We start from the raw sequence: 13,064 nt of genomic DNA on the forward strand, positions 1-13,064 counted from the left end.
GCAAGACCCGGGTCATGCCGCAGAATCGCTGCCCTATGCCAACAGTCGCGGAGATGGGGGAGCGAAGAATGGGATTGTTGTCCAGTCATGCCGTAGTGGTCGCAGGCGGGGGCCCGACCGGTCTGAGCTTGGCCGGCGAACTGGCATTGGCCGGTATCGACGTCGCGATCGTCGAGCGACGCGACCAGCAGAGCCTGGTCGGCATGCGGGCAGGAGGACTGCATTCGCGCACTATCGAAGTCTTCGACCAACGCGGGATCGCTGAGCGGTTCCTTGCGCAGGGGCAAGTGGCGCAGGTGGCCGGTTACGCCCAGATACGCCTGGACATCAGCGACTTCCCCACCCGGCACCCCTACGGGCTTGCGCTGTGGCAGAAGCACATTGAGCGCGTTCTGGCCGACTGGGTCGAAGAATTCTCCGTGCCGATCTATCGGGGGCATGAGGTGACAGGTTTTCGGCAGGACGACACCGGCGTGGACGTCGAGCTCTCCGGTGGGCAGTCGCTACGGGCAGAGTATCTGGTCGGGTGCGATGGTGGCCGCAGCGTGGTCCGTAAGGCCGCCGGCATCGAATTCACCGGCTGGGATCCGACGACCAGCCACCTGATCGCCGAAGTCGAGATGGCGTCGGACCAAGGGGAGCCGGAGTGGGGGATTCGGCATGACGAGATCGGCGTTCACGGCCTCGCCAGAACCGAGGAGGAGAATCGGGTTCGGGTCATGGTGACCGAACGGCGCCTCGGGCCGGCGGGCGAACCGACGCTGCGTGAACTCAGCGAGGCGCTTGTCGGCGTGTACGGCACCGATTACGGCGTCCACAGCCCCGTGTTCATCTCGAGGTTCACCGACATGGCGCGACAAGCAGCGGCGTATCGGGACAAGCGAGTGTTGTTGGCCGGAGACGCCGCACATGTGCATCCTCCGGTGGGTGGCCAAGGACTCAACACCGGTGTGCAGGATGCGATGAATCTCGGATGGAAGCTCGCCCAAGTGGTGAAACGCACATCGCCCGATGGTCTTTTGGACACCTACCACGCCGAGCGGCACCCGGTCGCCGCACGCGTGCTGCGCACCACGGTGGCGCAAATGTTGTTGCTGCGCGGTGACGAACGCACAACCGCGTTGCGTGACAACGTCGCTGAGCTCCTCGCCATGGAGGAGCCGCGAAAGCGCTTTGGCGCCATGATGTCTGGGTTGGACATTCATTACGATCTCGGTGACGGACATCCATTACTCGGTCGGCGCATGCCCGACCTCGACATCGTCACTGCCGACGGCCCGGTGCCGGTATACAGCCTCCTGCACACGGCAAAGCCGGTGCTGATTGATTTCGGCGACGGGGGCGGATTCGACATCACGGGTTGGGCCGATCGGGTCCAATCGGTCGACGCGCAATACTCTGGCGTCTGGGAGCTGCCCGCACTTGGCCACGTGACTGCTCCCAAGGCCGTGTTGATCCGCCCCGACGGATACGTCGCGTGGGTAGGAGGCGTCGGTGACAGCGGCCTACCGGCGGCGCTCGCCAGGTGGTTCGGTCCGCCGAATGCGCGGTAGCGCGATTGGTGGGCCGAAAGGCCATGTAATCAAAGGTTATTCGTTCCTAACCGATAAGCCGGGCGGCGACCCGTTCGCCGTTGTGGCGATGGTGACGAGATGAGTCGGATCGAGCCCGTCCCGCGTCGGGAAATCTACACTGAAGCAACGATCAACGGAGGTCGATGATGCTCGTATCAGGCTCCGAACTGGAGTACGCGCCCGGTTCGGATCAGAATCCGGCCTACACGTCGGGCTATCAGCTCGAGATTACGAACCTGTCGGACACTGAAATCCAGTTCGAAGGGCAGGCTCGCGTCATGCGGTATTCGTTCGCCGCGTTTTCGCCGCCAATGAGTCCGTCGGTGTTTCTTGCCGACGCGTGACAACTCAAATGGGCGAGTCTTCGGTCCGCAGAGAGCTGGAGCGTGCGGCCGCCGGGCGTGGTGTCGCGGCTGACGAAGCTCGACGCGCCCTCGATGCAGGTTCGGTCGAAGAGCGGCTGAGGGCTGCCATCCTTGCGCTCGCACGTCATCGCGCACCCGGCGGTACGACATGTCCGTCGGACGCTGCTCGGGCGGTGGGCGGCGAGGCGTGGCGCGACTTGATGGCGGAGACGCGCCGGATCGCCGTGACGCTTGCGCGGTCGGGTGCCGTCGAACTCCTGCAGCGCGGCAACGTGCTTGATCCGAGCACGGCATGGCGCGGACCCATCCGTATCAGGGCCGTGACAGCTGACTAGTGTCAGCACACCGTATGCGAGGATGCCCAGATGTCGACGGAGCCTGCGTATTTCACCTCAACAGGAAACGGCACCTTCATGCCGACACAGTTCGCACAAAGTCATTGGGGCGATGACCATCTCAACGGGCCGGCCGTCGTCGGGCTACTGGCGCGGGCGTTGGAACGCCGATGCGGGTCGCCGGAATTCATGCCGACACGGTTGACGGCGGACTTGTTCAGGGCGGCGCGCAATTCGTCGACCACCGTCGACGTCCGAATCGTACGAGACGGCCGCCGGGTGCGGGCCGCCGATGCGTTGCTTCAGCAGGACGGCCGCTTGGTGGCCAAGGCGACGCTGGTGTCCTATCGGCGCTCGTCTGCTCCACCCGGTCGCCAGTGGATTGCGCCGACGGCCTTCCCGACGCCCCCGATCGACAGTGAGACATTGCCGTTCGTCGGTAGTGACGAGGCGGGATGGACCCGATCTCCGGCGGCACATCAGAACGCCTCGCGAAAGCGCTTCTACAACAAGGGAATCAACGTCGTCGTGGGGGAGAGTGTCTCGCCCTTCGTGCGTGCCGTCATGCTCGCCGAAGCGACAAGCCTGGTGACCAACCTTGGTACGCAAGGCATCGGATACATCAACGGGGACCTGACCGTCGCGCTGGCACGGTTGCCCCTCGACGAGTGGATCGGCGTTCAGGGGGATTCACACTGGGCCGCCGAGGGCATCGCAGTAGGCACCGCGACGTTGTTCGACAGCCAAGGCGCATTCGGTTCGGGTATGACCACGGCGGTCGCCAATCCGGCGGCGCAGATCGACTTCTCGTCGCGGTCGTTCACGATGAAGGGCATCAACTACGAGTGAACCAGCGCGACGAACCGCTAGAAATAGTGCCGCCGACCGCCGACCGCCCGGCCCATTGCGCCCAGCGCGGCCAGGATCAGACCGATGACCAGGACGATGATGCCGATGGTCCACAGAATCGACAGTTTCAGCAGCAAGCCGGCGATGAGCAGAATGATTCCGAGAATGATCATGGCTGTTGCCCCTTTCCTTCCGCGCCGATGATCGGCGCTGGGCTGCCGGTGAACGACCGGCATGACACCAGGAGACCAGCGCTGAGCCGGTCCGCGGTACACCCCTAGGGAGGTAATGTCGGCGGCGTGGGGGCCGATCGGAAAGAGCCGATCACCGTGGCTGTCGTCGACGACTACGACGTCGTCGTCATGGGCGTGGCCAACATGCTCGAGCCCTACCGTGACCGCGTCGTCGTCACCGAATTGGACTCACAAGAGAACGTCGACGGCGTGGTCGATATCGCCCTTTACGACTCGTTCGCCCAGCCGGAGTCCGATCAGGAAGAGGTCGGTGTGTTGGTTGGCAATCCTCGGGCGCGCCGAGTGGTGGTGTACACCTGGAACTTTCAGCCAGACCTGATCGACAACGCGCGCGCGCAAGGGGCTCACGGTTACCTGTCGAAGACGCTGCCGGCCGGTGATTTGGTCGCGGCCCTCGAGGCGGTGCACGCCGGCAAAATCGTGATAAGTGATCCGCCCGCGCGGGCGCCTCGCGCGGCCGGTTTGGACTGGCCCGGGCGGCACGAGGGGCTCAGTGACCGGGAGGCCGAGATACTCGCGCTGATCACGCAAGGCAAAAGCAACGCCGAGGTCGCCGCACTGACATATCTGAGTCCCAACACCGTCAAGTCCTACATCCGCAACATCTACCGCAAGATCGACGTCGGCAGTCGAACTCAGGCCGTGCTGTGGGGTGTCGACCACGGCTTCATGCCCGATCACCACCGCATTCGACGATGGCGGCAGGCCGGCGACAGCCATCACTAGGTCGCTGCGATCGGCTTGGGGCGGGCGAAACCTGTTGCGGGCCTGCGTCGTTCGTGATTCAGCGCAGTTGCTGGCCGCTTGCTATCGGCTGCCGTTGCGAGCCAGATCGATCGCGTATTGGGTCATGAAGTGGCCCGGTGCTGGTTCGCCGCGTCCACATGATCCGTCGGAATCACCGGGACGTTTGATCCACAGGTAGGCGTCGGCATGTGGGCCCGCGGTGGCGGTCGTCGGCTGGGCGCCGAGTGCTCGGCCGCTGGGGTTGCACCAGTTCAGCGGGCCCTCAGGTGCCGGCCCGGCGCCGTTGCGCGACGTGTCGATGACGTAGTGCGCGCCATTGGTGAGCCCCGAAATCGCTTCGCCGTAACCGATTTCCTCGTCGGTGGTGTAGAAGTTCGAGGTATTGAGACTGAAACCGCGCGCGTGGTCGATGCCCACCTGATTGAGCCGTGCAGAGATCTCCTCGGCGCTCAGCCAGCGCGAGTGGCCAGCGTCGATGTACACGGCCGCAGCTGGATCCTTGGTCAATGTGTCGACGGCGTAGCGGATCAAGTCGAAGCGTTCCTGGCGCTGGTCGGCGGACAGGCAGTCGGCCATGTCGAGCGCGTCGGGTTCGAGAATGATCGTGGCGGGCGATGAGCCCAAGTCGGCGGCGAGACCGTCGATCCACGCCTTATAGTCGGCGGCCGTCGCGAAGCCGCCGGCTGCGAAGCTCCCGCAGTCGCGATGGGGAAGCGCATAGACGGCCAGAACGGGCATGCTGCCGGCGGCCTGCGCCCCATTGATGTATCTGCTGATAGCAGCACGAGGGACGGCTTGGTCGATCCAGTAGGCCTGCGGCGTGGTTGCGATGGCGGTCAGTTCGGGGCTCGGCGGATTGGCGTTGTGCGCCGCGGCCATGGCCGCCGAGTTGGGGTCGACGTACAGCGGCAGCGCGGCCAGAGGGTTCACCTCATCGGCGGCTAGACGCAGCGCCGGAGTGGGGCCATCGGGATGTCCGCAAAGGCCGACGGCGACAGCCGCAGCTGCCAGCAATGGGACGATCCGCCGCGCTGCGGCACGAGCAACTGAAGAAAGCACCTCCGAAAACTAGTGGGACAACGGCCGTGGGTGCCAATCGGAATAGGACGCCAAGTTTCGCCACGGGCGCCGACGCAACGTGCGGTGGTGTGAACGCATCAAGTGCCGGCTCACTGAGATCGGCCACGCGCATGCAAATTCGTCACAGTGACGTATGAAGGCGGTACGGCGCTAGAGCGCGCAGTCGGGTCGGCGATCGCTGACCCGATTCACTGAAGGTGCAGGGCTCGGCACGAAAACGCCAATGGGTACCAGCGGTGCTGACCGTGACGGCGAGCCCTGCGGTTACCTTTGCGACTTTCCGTTGCTGGTGGTGGTCTTTCATGGTGGTCGCGTTGTCGGTGCCTTCAATGCAGCTCTGATAAATGCCGATAAGCCACATTATGTCAAGTCAACCTCGGCGTTTTCATCGGATGAATCACGCCTACCCTGACCGACCTGTCCGGTCTCAGAGAGAATAGATAACCATGACATCGGGAAATGCCTTCAATAAGATTCCGCGCCCCGGTGGCACCGGTCAGCTGGCCGTACGTATGGTCTCACGCGTCGGTTACGGCGCGATGCAGCTGGAACGGCTGCACGACGAGCCCGCCGCAGCTGTCGCCCTGCTGTGCCGAGCGTTCGACCTCGGCGTAGACCACGTGGACACCGCCCAGTTCTACGGCGATGGCTTCGTCAACGGCCTCATTCGTGAGGCATTGCGATCCCAGTACGATGTCGTGGTCGCCAGCAAGGTCGGCGCTGTCTCCGACCCCGGCGGTCCATTCCCGCTGAAGGTGGCCCAGCGCCCCGAGGAACTGCGGGCCCAAGTCGAGAACAATCTTGCCTCACTCGGCCTGGAGCAGATCCCGGTGGTCAACCTGCGCCGCATGGACACTGGGATGACGATTCCTTACCCCGACGACCAGGCGGTCGACATCGGCGACCAGATCGCCGAGCTGATCGCGCTACGCGACCAAGGCAAGATCGGGGCGATCGGGCTCAGCAGCGTGTCCCTGGACACACTGCGTCGCGCCTTGCCCGCAGGCATCGTGTGTGTGCAGAACCTCTATAGCCTCGTGGCCCGCGACGACGAGGACCTGCTCCACCTCTGCGAGGCAGAGCAGATCGCCTGGGTGCCCTACTTCCCCTTGGGCGGCGCGATGCCGGGTATGGCGAAGGTCACTGACGAGGCGGCCGTACTCGCCGTCGCCGAGCGCCTGGGATGCACCGCGGCACAGGTCGGGCTTGCCTGGTTGCTGCACCACAGCCCCCAGACCCTACTCATCCCCGGAACCGCCAGCGCAAGCCACCTCGAGGAAAACCTCGCTGCCGGAGCGATCACCCTCGATGAAAAGGCCCTCGCCGCGCTCGACGCGATCCCCGCACACCCGACCACCTCGCCGCCGCACCGCCAGGACTGAATGCGACCACATACCCGAGGGGAACCGGCGACCGTTCAACGCTTCTCCACTGCGGCGCCTGAACCCATTTCATTTGCGACATGCTGCGGCAAGTTTGATTGTGTGATGTCCCTTGCGACGAGGGAATACGGCGGGATCGAATATGGCGGATTACCGGTAAGGTTCGTCGTATTACCTTGCAGTGCAACGGTTTTCGTCCGCTGACGACGATGATGAATACGCCGGTAAGCCCTCGGTGGCGTCAGGTAGGTCGCAGATCCCTTCCGGAGCCAAAGTGTCTATAGAGGGCGGTTGAGACGCCTGGCTGCCGCGACAACGGCTGGATGGTCGAGGCTCAGATGCTCGAGTTCGACGAGCTTGGGCCGTTCCCAGCTGGCGATGACGGTCCAAGTCGGCCGGTGGGAGGACCACCCCCTCGCGACATCACCGTTCCAGGGTTGCCTACGATAGCCAAGCCTCCAATACCAATAGTTGGTACATTTGTCGTATGGGTAGGAACACCTCGTTCAGCCTGGATGAGCACTTCAATGCGTTTATCGAAGACGAGGTCGCATCAGGACGATACCGCTCGGCGAGCGACGTCGTACGCGCTGCGCTGCGGCTGCTCGAGGAACGCGAGACCCATCTAAATGCCCTCCGTGAGGCACTGGTAGCTGGTGAAAATAGCGGCGCGTCGACGCCGTTCGAGTTCGATGAGTTTGTGTCGCGGAAGCGCGCCAGAGAACCTCGCGGACGGTGAGCCGATATGTCCTGTCCCCTGCTGCCCAGGCTGATCTGGAGCAGATCTGGGACTACACCTGCGAACGGTGGAATGACGATCAGGCCGAAGCGTACGTGCGGGTGATTCAGCATGCGATTGAGCTTGTGGCGGACAACCCGCTAATTGGAAAGTCCTGCGACGAGGTTCGGGCCGGCTACCGACGGCATACGGCGGGATCACACACGCTTTATTACCGAGTTGGCGCCGGCGGAGGTCTCGTCGACGTGGTGCGCATCCTCCACAAACGCATGGATGTCGACCGGCACCTCGACTGACGCGCGGGCGCCATGACCACACCGTCGTATGCGCTCGACACGACGTTGCGCACCCTGCTGCGCGAGCAGCGCTGCGCTCGTGCCACCTTCAACCTTCAACTCACGCGCACGCCATACGCTAAACGCGTCATCGATGGGTTGCGGCAATAGGAAGTCGCCGTGCCATGGCCGGCCTAACTACGGGCGTTGGAGACCGGCGTGGGCGAGCCAATCGCGGAACGACTGCAGCGCTGGATTGAGTCGGCGCACCGCAGCCAGATCTCGATCGCCGACGAAGCGGGCCGAGTTCTGCGCGTAGTACTGGAACATGTTGGCCATCTCGACGGCCCCTGGGAACCCCAGCGCACGGAACTGTTCCCAACTCATGGGTCGGTAGATGACCGGTTCGCCGAAGGCGTCGCTGAACGCCGACGCGTATTGTTCACCGGTCAGGTGATCACCGGCGATGCTCACCGTCTGACCGATCAACTCTGCGCCGCGCTTGAAAATGCCCAACGCGGTTTTACCGATGTCGGCGACGGCGATGCCCGACAGCGGTTGGTCAGCCATCGGGAGGCTGAGTTCCAGCGTGCCGTCACCGATCCGCGTCGGGCCGACGCCGCCGGCGAAGCTCTCGAAGAAGAACGTCGTGCGCAGGAAGGTCGTCGGGACGTCGTACTCGCGGAACAAGGCATCCGCCTCGGCCTTGGCGTCGAAGTGTGGCACCTTGTAGCGCCCCTCGACGGTCGGCACTTGGTCGTCGGCGCCCAAGACGTCGCGCGTGTCTTCCAGCGTCGACCAAATGACGTGCTTGACGCCGGCCTGCTTGGCTGCCAGCGCGGCGTTGTCGGCCTGCTGAAGTTCCATGTCGGCCCTGGTCCGTGCGGCGTCCTCTTCGGCGGTGCGTTCAGCCCAATAGTTGGTGACGACGAATGCGCCCTCGGCGCCGTCGAACGCTGCTCGCACGCTCGCCCCGTTATCGAGATCGGCCTCGACAACCTCGGCGCCTGCGGCCGCCAAGTCGCGCGCTTTCGCGGACCTGGCGCTGCGAGTGAGGACGCGCAGGCGATATTGCTGTGCGGGGTCGTCGAGGATGGCTCGGACGAGGCCACCGCCCTGCGATCCGGTGCCTCCGACGACGGCGATCAGTTTCTGCTCGGACATCATTACTCCCAATCTGTTGAGGGGTCGATGATTACGGCTACAGGCCGGGCACGAGGATGGTCTTGCCGTGCAGGCGGCCGGCATCGGATTCGTCGTGCACGGCCGCGGCCTGCGCGAGCGGGCGGCGGTGGGTGACCCCGATGCGCAACTGTCCGTCGTCGACGCGGCGCACCAGCTCGGCCAGTTGAGCGGCGTCGCTGCGCACGAAGACCCGCTGCGACCGGACGTTGCGCTCTGGGTTCTGCGGCCCGAAGACCATGGTGCCGACGTGGAAACCGCCGTCGGCGACGACGCCGATCAGGGCGTTGGTCTGTTCGTCGGTGGTGGGAACCAGGTTGAGGACGACGTCGAAGGGTGCGCCCTCGACCGAGACCGGGGATTGCGTGTAGTCGATGTAGTCCACGATCCGGTCGGCACCGTAGCCGCGCAGCCGGTCGGCATCGCGTTGTTTGGCGGTGGCCGTGACGACGGTTCCGGCCTGCTTGGCCAGTTGAATCGCGTAACCACCCACCGCGCCCGAGGCGCCGTTGATGAACACCGATTGGCCGCTGGTGAGGCCGGCTACCTCGAAGAGGGCCTGCCAGGCTGTCAACCCCGCTTCGGGCAGGGCGGCGGCGTCGGCGAGGTCGATTGACGTCGGGGCGGCTGCCAACGATTCGGCTGGGGCGATCGCGTACTCCGCGGCGGCGCCGTCGGCATCCAGCGGAAGGAACGCGACCACGGCATCACCCACATTCCAGCCCTGTACGCCCTCACCGATCTCGGCGATCGTCCCGGCCAGGTCGACACCGGGTATGTGCGGGAAGCTGATCGTGTACACCTCGGCCAGATAGCCGCCGCGGATACCAGCGTCCACCGGGTTGAACGAGGTGGCGGCAACCTTCACGAGCACCTGCTGGGGGCCCGGCACCGGGCGCGGGGCATCCTCGTATTCGAGTACGCCGCTGTCGCCATAGCGGTGGTATCGGACAGCCTTCATGTTTCCTCCTTGGTTAATGCTTCGAATCCGAAGCAATTGACATCCGTTTAACCGCTTCTATATCGAAGCAATTCCCGGGATCAGTGGCGTGCCGGAAACCGGCCGTACCGGGCCGCTGCGGCGATCAGGAGGTGCGCTGTCGGACGGGCATGTGGGTCGCGCTCCCGAGCGGCAACGCCGAGCGGAACTGTCGATGCGTGCAGGCGCCGCCCGGCGCCCGAAAGACTCATCCCAGCAGCCGTGATCGTCGGATGCGGGCCGCCGGATCCACCGCGTCAGCGATCGAAGTCGACGAATTGTGCGGCCGCGTCGCCGCGACATATGCCTCCGATTGCGAGGCATGGAGCTGCATGCGCCCACCCTACTAGTAGCGGAGGATTTCCTCCACTACAACGCCGCGGACGAAGCTAATGCACATGCGTTCTTTGGAATCTCCGACGTGCGACAACGCGGCGCCAGCTGTCAGTCACTTGCAGCGGCGATGCCACGCAGGAAGATCAACCGCTGTTCGGCCGCCGCGGCCGGCCAGTCCGGCACATTCGACATAGGGCGGGCCAGCATGGCCCCGAACCGAACGACCGCACCTGCGGTCACGTCCAGCCGTACGCTGCCGTCGCGATGGCCACGCGCAACAATCGCGCCCATCGTCTGATGCATCTGTTGACGGAGTTCCGCCGATTCGGTGTCCTCGGTCATCGGTGCGCCGTGCAAGGGAAGAACCAGCTCGTCGCGATGAGCGAACGTTTGGCGCAGGAAGCGGGCGATCGCATCATGTCCTGTTTCGCCATGCGCCAACGCGTCTTTCGCCTCGGCGAGAATCAAGCGGTAGGCGCGTACTGCCATCGCTTCGAGGAGCGCCTCGCGGTTGGGGTAGCGGCGGTAGAGCGTCCCGATGCCCACACCAGCATCGGCCGCGATTTGCTCGAGGGGCACAAATCTTCCCTCCGCCAAGCCCGCGCGAATCGCCGCAGCGATGACCCGTTCAGCGTTCTGCGCAGCATCCTTTCGGAGCTTACGAGGGGGCTGAGTGGACGCCATTTCGAGCAAGCGTAGTGCGACGGCCAGGACTTCTGATGTCAATGCGTGCCCGCGGTGCGCGATCCTTGCCCCGCCGAGCGTTCGTTCGAGTCCGACCGCCCTATCGCTACACGCGCCTCGTCCACCAACAGACGCTTCGAGGTTGAAGCACTACGCTGGCTACATGCCCGACGCCCTCGACGCCGCCGAGTTGCGGGCCTACTTCGCTCTCATGGAGACAGTGAGCCTTCTTCAGTATGCGGTGCGAAAGCAGTTGCAAGCCGACGGCAAGCTCAGCTACGTGCAGTTCGAAATCTTGGCCAAACTCGCCCACGCGGAGCATCCGTTGACCATGACCTCGTTGGCCGACGGTGTGGTGTACAGCCGATCCGGGCTCACCCATCAGGCCAAGCTGCTCGAGGATGAGGGCCTCATCACCCGAGCGACATCGCCAGACGACCAACGCGCGACAGTCGTCGATATCACCGAAAAGGGACGCGCCCTAGTCGCCAAGGTTCTACCCGGCCACATCAAGGTGGTACGCCAGCTACTGTTCGACGCTCTCGATCCCAGCGACGTGCACACTCTGGGACTCATGATGGAGAAAACCCGCGACCACATGCGTTCTCGCCCTCCTCGCTCCGTCGCAGCGCGAAAAAGCCGCGCCAGCGCATGACGAACCGTGTGATCGCAGTCGATGAATTCCCCGGGAGCACGGCGTCCCGCGTGGAAGCTGCATAGTGATTTTCGTCCCTAAATCAGACTGAAGCGGTCTTCGGGGCAGAACACGAACTACTCCCGCGATGAACTGCTTAATCGAATGTTCTTCGGCGCCGCGAATCTTCGCCGCGCCAAATAGGTCCGGTGCGCTCAGAGGTCCTCGTTCTCGGCACCTACTCTGACGGAGGGGTGCTCCGACTAGGCCCCGGTTCTGACGCACCACCCGGTGATCGCGTGGGGTTGATCTGTCAAGGGGTTACTGCATGCGGCTTCACCGGGAGAGCCCATCTACCCAACTATTTCCATGGGCAGCGATGCGGCAAGCGAGGCCAGCAGCTCCGCTACTCCCCTAGTGTTTGCGACGGCTGGCAGCGCTTCGTGCGGGGTCATCGCGCGGCCGACCCGAATTGATTTGTGCTCAATCTGGTTGATGCCGGTCACCGGTACCCTCGGAGCATGCGCACCGACGACGACACCTGGGATATCACCACAAGCGTGGGTTCGACAGCGCTTTTCGTCGCCGCGGCAAGGGCTTTGGAGGCCAAGAAGGACCATCCGCTCGCCGTGGACCCATACGCCGAAGTGTTCTGCCGGGCGGTGGGCGGCCATTGGGCCGATGTTGTCGACGGCCGCGGCGACAGTAAGTTGCACAGCGAGTTCGGCAGGCACTTCATCGACTTTCAGGCCGCGCGGACCCGCTACTTCGATCGCTATCTCGCCGAAGCGGCCGCCGACGGGGCGCGGCAGGTGGTGATTCTCGCGGCCGGCTTGGACTCGCGGGCTTACCGGTTGAGCTGGCCGGAAGGGACAGTGATCTTCGAATTGGATCAGCCGCGGGTGCTGGAGTTCAAACGTGAGGTGCTCGCCGAGCTCGGTGCATCACCGAACGCCGAGCGACGCGAGGTTGCTGTGGACTTGCGCCAAGACTGGCCGAACGCATTGCGTGCCAACGGCTTCGACGCTTCTGCACCGTCAGCGTTCTTGGCTGAGGGATTGCTGATCTACCTACCCGCGACTGCGCAGGAGCGGCTTTTCGCGGGCGTGGACGCGTCGTCCGCCCCAGGCAGCCATGTCGCGGTCGAAGAAGGCGAGCCGATGCCCGAGCAGGCGTTCGAAGCAGCCAAGGCCGCCGAGCGAGCCGCTGGCGAGGACGGAACCTTCTTCACCTTGATCTACAACGAGCAGTGTGCACCCGCCGAGCAGTGGTTCGGTGCGCGGGGATGGAAAGCTAACACCACACCGCTCAGTGAGTTGTTGCAGCAGGCCGGCCGTGCCTTGCCAGGACCAGAATCGGAAGCCGCTCAAATGATTCGCTCCAATTCACTTGTCAGAGCGGTCAAGGGCGAGAAGCCCAATGGCCCAGCCGTGAACTGATGGCGGTGGGTTCCGACACGCCCCTACCACCGATCCGCACACAGAGGCTTAGCAGCTTCGAGAAGAGTTCTGGCAAGACGTCATGACCATCCTTGACTGCCGCGAGGTGCGTGCCCCGTGCCCGCCCTCGTCTTCGCGGATCTGCACGTGGTGATGTGCTGTGTGTCGTGCTCTGTCACCTGTGCGCGATGCGGGGCTGCGGTGTGACGA

General features: G+C 64.2%; 15 protein-coding genes. 10 read left to right on the forward strand and 5 right to left on the reverse strand.

The window, feature by feature from the left end; translation table 11 throughout:
• The first annotated feature begins 77 nt into the window (after positions 1 to 77).
• From AC5Y4C_RS18895 to AC5Y4C_RS18910, 4 genes are all read left to right on the forward strand, one after another.
• Entirely contained in the window at positions 78 to 1,553 is a 1,476-nt protein-coding gene (locus AC5Y4C_RS18895) for an FAD-dependent monooxygenase (protein WP_499949391.1), read from the forward strand.
• 164 nt (positions 1,554 to 1,717) lie between these two features.
• Positions 1,718 to 1,918, forward strand: a complete 201-nt coding sequence (locus AC5Y4C_RS18900; protein WP_499949225.1) for a hypothetical protein — start codon at positions 1,718 to 1,720, stop codon at positions 1,916 to 1,918.
• Between the two features lie 8 nt (positions 1,919 to 1,926).
• Complete coding sequence (locus tag AC5Y4C_RS18905; RefSeq protein WP_499949387.1) at positions 1,927 to 2,274, forward strand: DUF3253 domain-containing protein; 348 nt, start codon at positions 1,927 to 1,929, stop codon at positions 2,272 to 2,274.
• Positions 2,275 to 2,304: 30 nt separating this feature from the next.
• Positions 2,305 to 3,123: an acyl-CoA thioesterase domain-containing protein gene (locus AC5Y4C_RS18910; protein ID WP_499964437.1), complete on the forward strand. Its 819-nt coding sequence runs from the start codon at positions 2,305 to 2,307 to the stop codon at positions 3,121 to 3,123.
• A 17-nt stretch (positions 3,124 to 3,140) separates the two neighbouring features.
• Here the strand turns inward: AC5Y4C_RS18910 and AC5Y4C_RS18915 are convergent, their stop codons facing one another.
• Positions 3,141 to 3,296, reverse strand: coding sequence for a DUF6131 family protein (locus AC5Y4C_RS18915; RefSeq protein ID WP_499964435.1), 156 nt, complete (start codon positions 3,294 to 3,296; stop codon positions 3,141 to 3,143).
• A gap of 126 nt (positions 3,297 to 3,422) precedes the next feature.
• Here AC5Y4C_RS18915 and AC5Y4C_RS18920 point away from each other — a divergent pair, with 126 nt between their 5' ends.
• Complete coding sequence (locus AC5Y4C_RS18920; protein WP_499964434.1) at positions 3,423 to 4,103, forward strand: response regulator transcription factor; 681 nt, start codon at positions 3,423 to 3,425, stop codon at positions 4,101 to 4,103.
• A gap of 81 nt (positions 4,104 to 4,184) precedes the next feature.
• On the opposite strand, the gene AC5Y4C_RS18925 is transcribed toward AC5Y4C_RS18920, so the two are convergent.
• The gene (locus AC5Y4C_RS18925) at positions 4,185 to 5,183 is read right to left on the reverse strand and encodes a glycoside hydrolase family 6 protein (protein ID WP_499964432.1); all 999 of its coding nucleotides are present in this window, start codon (positions 5,181 to 5,183) and stop codon (positions 4,185 to 4,187) included.
• Positions 5,184 to 5,650: 467 nt separating this feature from the next.
• On the opposite strand from AC5Y4C_RS18925, the gene AC5Y4C_RS18930 reads away from it, so the two are divergent.
• From AC5Y4C_RS18930 to AC5Y4C_RS18940, 3 genes are all read left to right on the forward strand, one after another.
• Complete coding sequence (locus AC5Y4C_RS18930; RefSeq protein ID WP_499964430.1) at positions 5,651 to 6,586, forward strand: aldo/keto reductase; 936 nt, start codon at positions 5,651 to 5,653, stop codon at positions 6,584 to 6,586.
• A gap of 487 nt (positions 6,587 to 7,073) precedes the next feature.
• On the forward strand, positions 7,074 to 7,325 hold the full coding sequence (locus AC5Y4C_RS18935; protein ID WP_499908198.1) for a type II toxin-antitoxin system ParD family antitoxin: 252 nt from the start codon (positions 7,074 to 7,076) through the stop codon (positions 7,323 to 7,325).
• Positions 7,322 to 7,621 (forward strand): type II toxin-antitoxin system RelE/ParE family toxin, encoded by a 300-nt coding sequence (locus AC5Y4C_RS18940; protein WP_499908200.1) that lies wholly within the window; start codon positions 7,322 to 7,324, stop codon positions 7,619 to 7,621. The genes AC5Y4C_RS18935 and AC5Y4C_RS18940 overlap by 4 nt, the downstream gene beginning before the upstream one ends.
• Before the next feature lie 177 nt (positions 7,622 to 7,798).
• Here the strand turns inward: AC5Y4C_RS18940 and AC5Y4C_RS18945 are convergent, their stop codons facing one another.
• From AC5Y4C_RS18945 to AC5Y4C_RS18955, 3 genes are all read right to left on the reverse strand, one after another.
• On the reverse strand, positions 7,799 to 8,764 hold the full coding sequence (locus tag AC5Y4C_RS18945; RefSeq protein WP_499964428.1) for an NmrA family NAD(P)-binding protein: 966 nt from the start codon (positions 8,762 to 8,764) through the stop codon (positions 7,799 to 7,801).
• A gap of 37 nt (positions 8,765 to 8,801) precedes the next feature.
• Positions 8,802 to 9,743 carry an NADP-dependent oxidoreductase gene (locus tag AC5Y4C_RS18950; RefSeq protein WP_499964426.1) on the reverse strand — a complete coding sequence of 314 codons (942 nt, stop codon included), beginning with the start codon at positions 9,741 to 9,743 and terminating at the stop codon, positions 8,802 to 8,804.
• Between the two features lie 462 nt (positions 9,744 to 10,205).
• On the reverse strand, positions 10,206 to 10,781 hold the full coding sequence (locus AC5Y4C_RS18955; RefSeq protein ID WP_499908695.1) for a TetR/AcrR family transcriptional regulator: 576 nt from the start codon (positions 10,779 to 10,781) through the stop codon (positions 10,206 to 10,208).
• 163 nt (positions 10,782 to 10,944) lie between these two features.
• Between AC5Y4C_RS18955 and AC5Y4C_RS18960 the strand changes: the two genes are divergently transcribed.
• Together AC5Y4C_RS18960 and AC5Y4C_RS18965 are read left to right on the forward strand one after the other, a co-directional pair.
• The gene (locus AC5Y4C_RS18960) at positions 10,945 to 11,436 is read left to right on the forward strand and encodes a MarR family winged helix-turn-helix transcriptional regulator (RefSeq protein ID WP_499964424.1); all 492 of its coding nucleotides are present in this window, start codon (positions 10,945 to 10,947) and stop codon (positions 11,434 to 11,436) included.
• Positions 11,437 to 11,936: 500 nt separating this feature from the next.
• The gene (locus tag AC5Y4C_RS18965) at positions 11,937 to 12,854 is read left to right on the forward strand and encodes a class I SAM-dependent methyltransferase (RefSeq protein WP_499964422.1); all 918 of its coding nucleotides are present in this window, start codon (positions 11,937 to 11,939) and stop codon (positions 12,852 to 12,854) included.
• Positions 12,855 to 13,064 lie beyond the last annotated feature (210 nt).

Source organism: Mycobacterium sp. NGS35, assembly GCF_059812855.1.

Bases quoted from the DNA above. Each gene is read 5' to 3' on its own strand.
- AC5Y4C_RS18960 (WP_499964424.1), top strand. From the start codon at position 10,945: ATGCCCGACGCCCTCGACGCCGCCGAGTTGCGGGCCTACTTCGCTCTC.
- AC5Y4C_RS18950 (WP_499964426.1), bottom strand. From the start codon at position 9,743: ATGAAGGCTGTCCGATACCACCGCTATGGCGACAGCGGCGTACTCGAA.
- AC5Y4C_RS18905 (WP_499949387.1), top strand. From the start codon at position 1,927: ATGGGCGAGTCTTCGGTCCGCAGAGAGCTGGAGCGTGCGGCCGCCGGG.
- AC5Y4C_RS18945 (WP_499964428.1), bottom strand. From the start codon at position 8,764: ATGTCCGAGCAGAAACTGATCGCCGTCGTCGGAGGCACCGGATCGCAG.
- AC5Y4C_RS18930 (WP_499964430.1), top strand. From the start codon at position 5,651: ATGACATCGGGAAATGCCTTCAATAAGATTCCGCGCCCCGGTGGCACC.
- AC5Y4C_RS18965 (WP_499964422.1), top strand. From the start codon at position 11,937: ATGCGCACCGACGACGACACCTGGGATATCACCACAAGCGTGGGTTCG.
- AC5Y4C_RS18915 (WP_499964435.1), bottom strand. From the start codon at position 3,296: ATGATCATTCTCGGAATCATTCTGCTCATCGCCGGCTTGCTGCTGAAA.
- AC5Y4C_RS18955 (WP_499908695.1), bottom strand. From the start codon at position 10,781: ATGGCGTCCACTCAGCCCCCTCGTAAGCTCCGAAAGGATGCTGCGCAG.
- AC5Y4C_RS18910 (WP_499964437.1), top strand. From the start codon at position 2,305: ATGTCGACGGAGCCTGCGTATTTCACCTCAACAGGAAACGGCACCTTC.
- AC5Y4C_RS18935 (WP_499908198.1), top strand. From the start codon at position 7,074: ATGGGTAGGAACACCTCGTTCAGCCTGGATGAGCACTTCAATGCGTTT.
- AC5Y4C_RS18900 (WP_499949225.1), top strand. From the start codon at position 1,718: ATGATGCTCGTATCAGGCTCCGAACTGGAGTACGCGCCCGGTTCGGAT.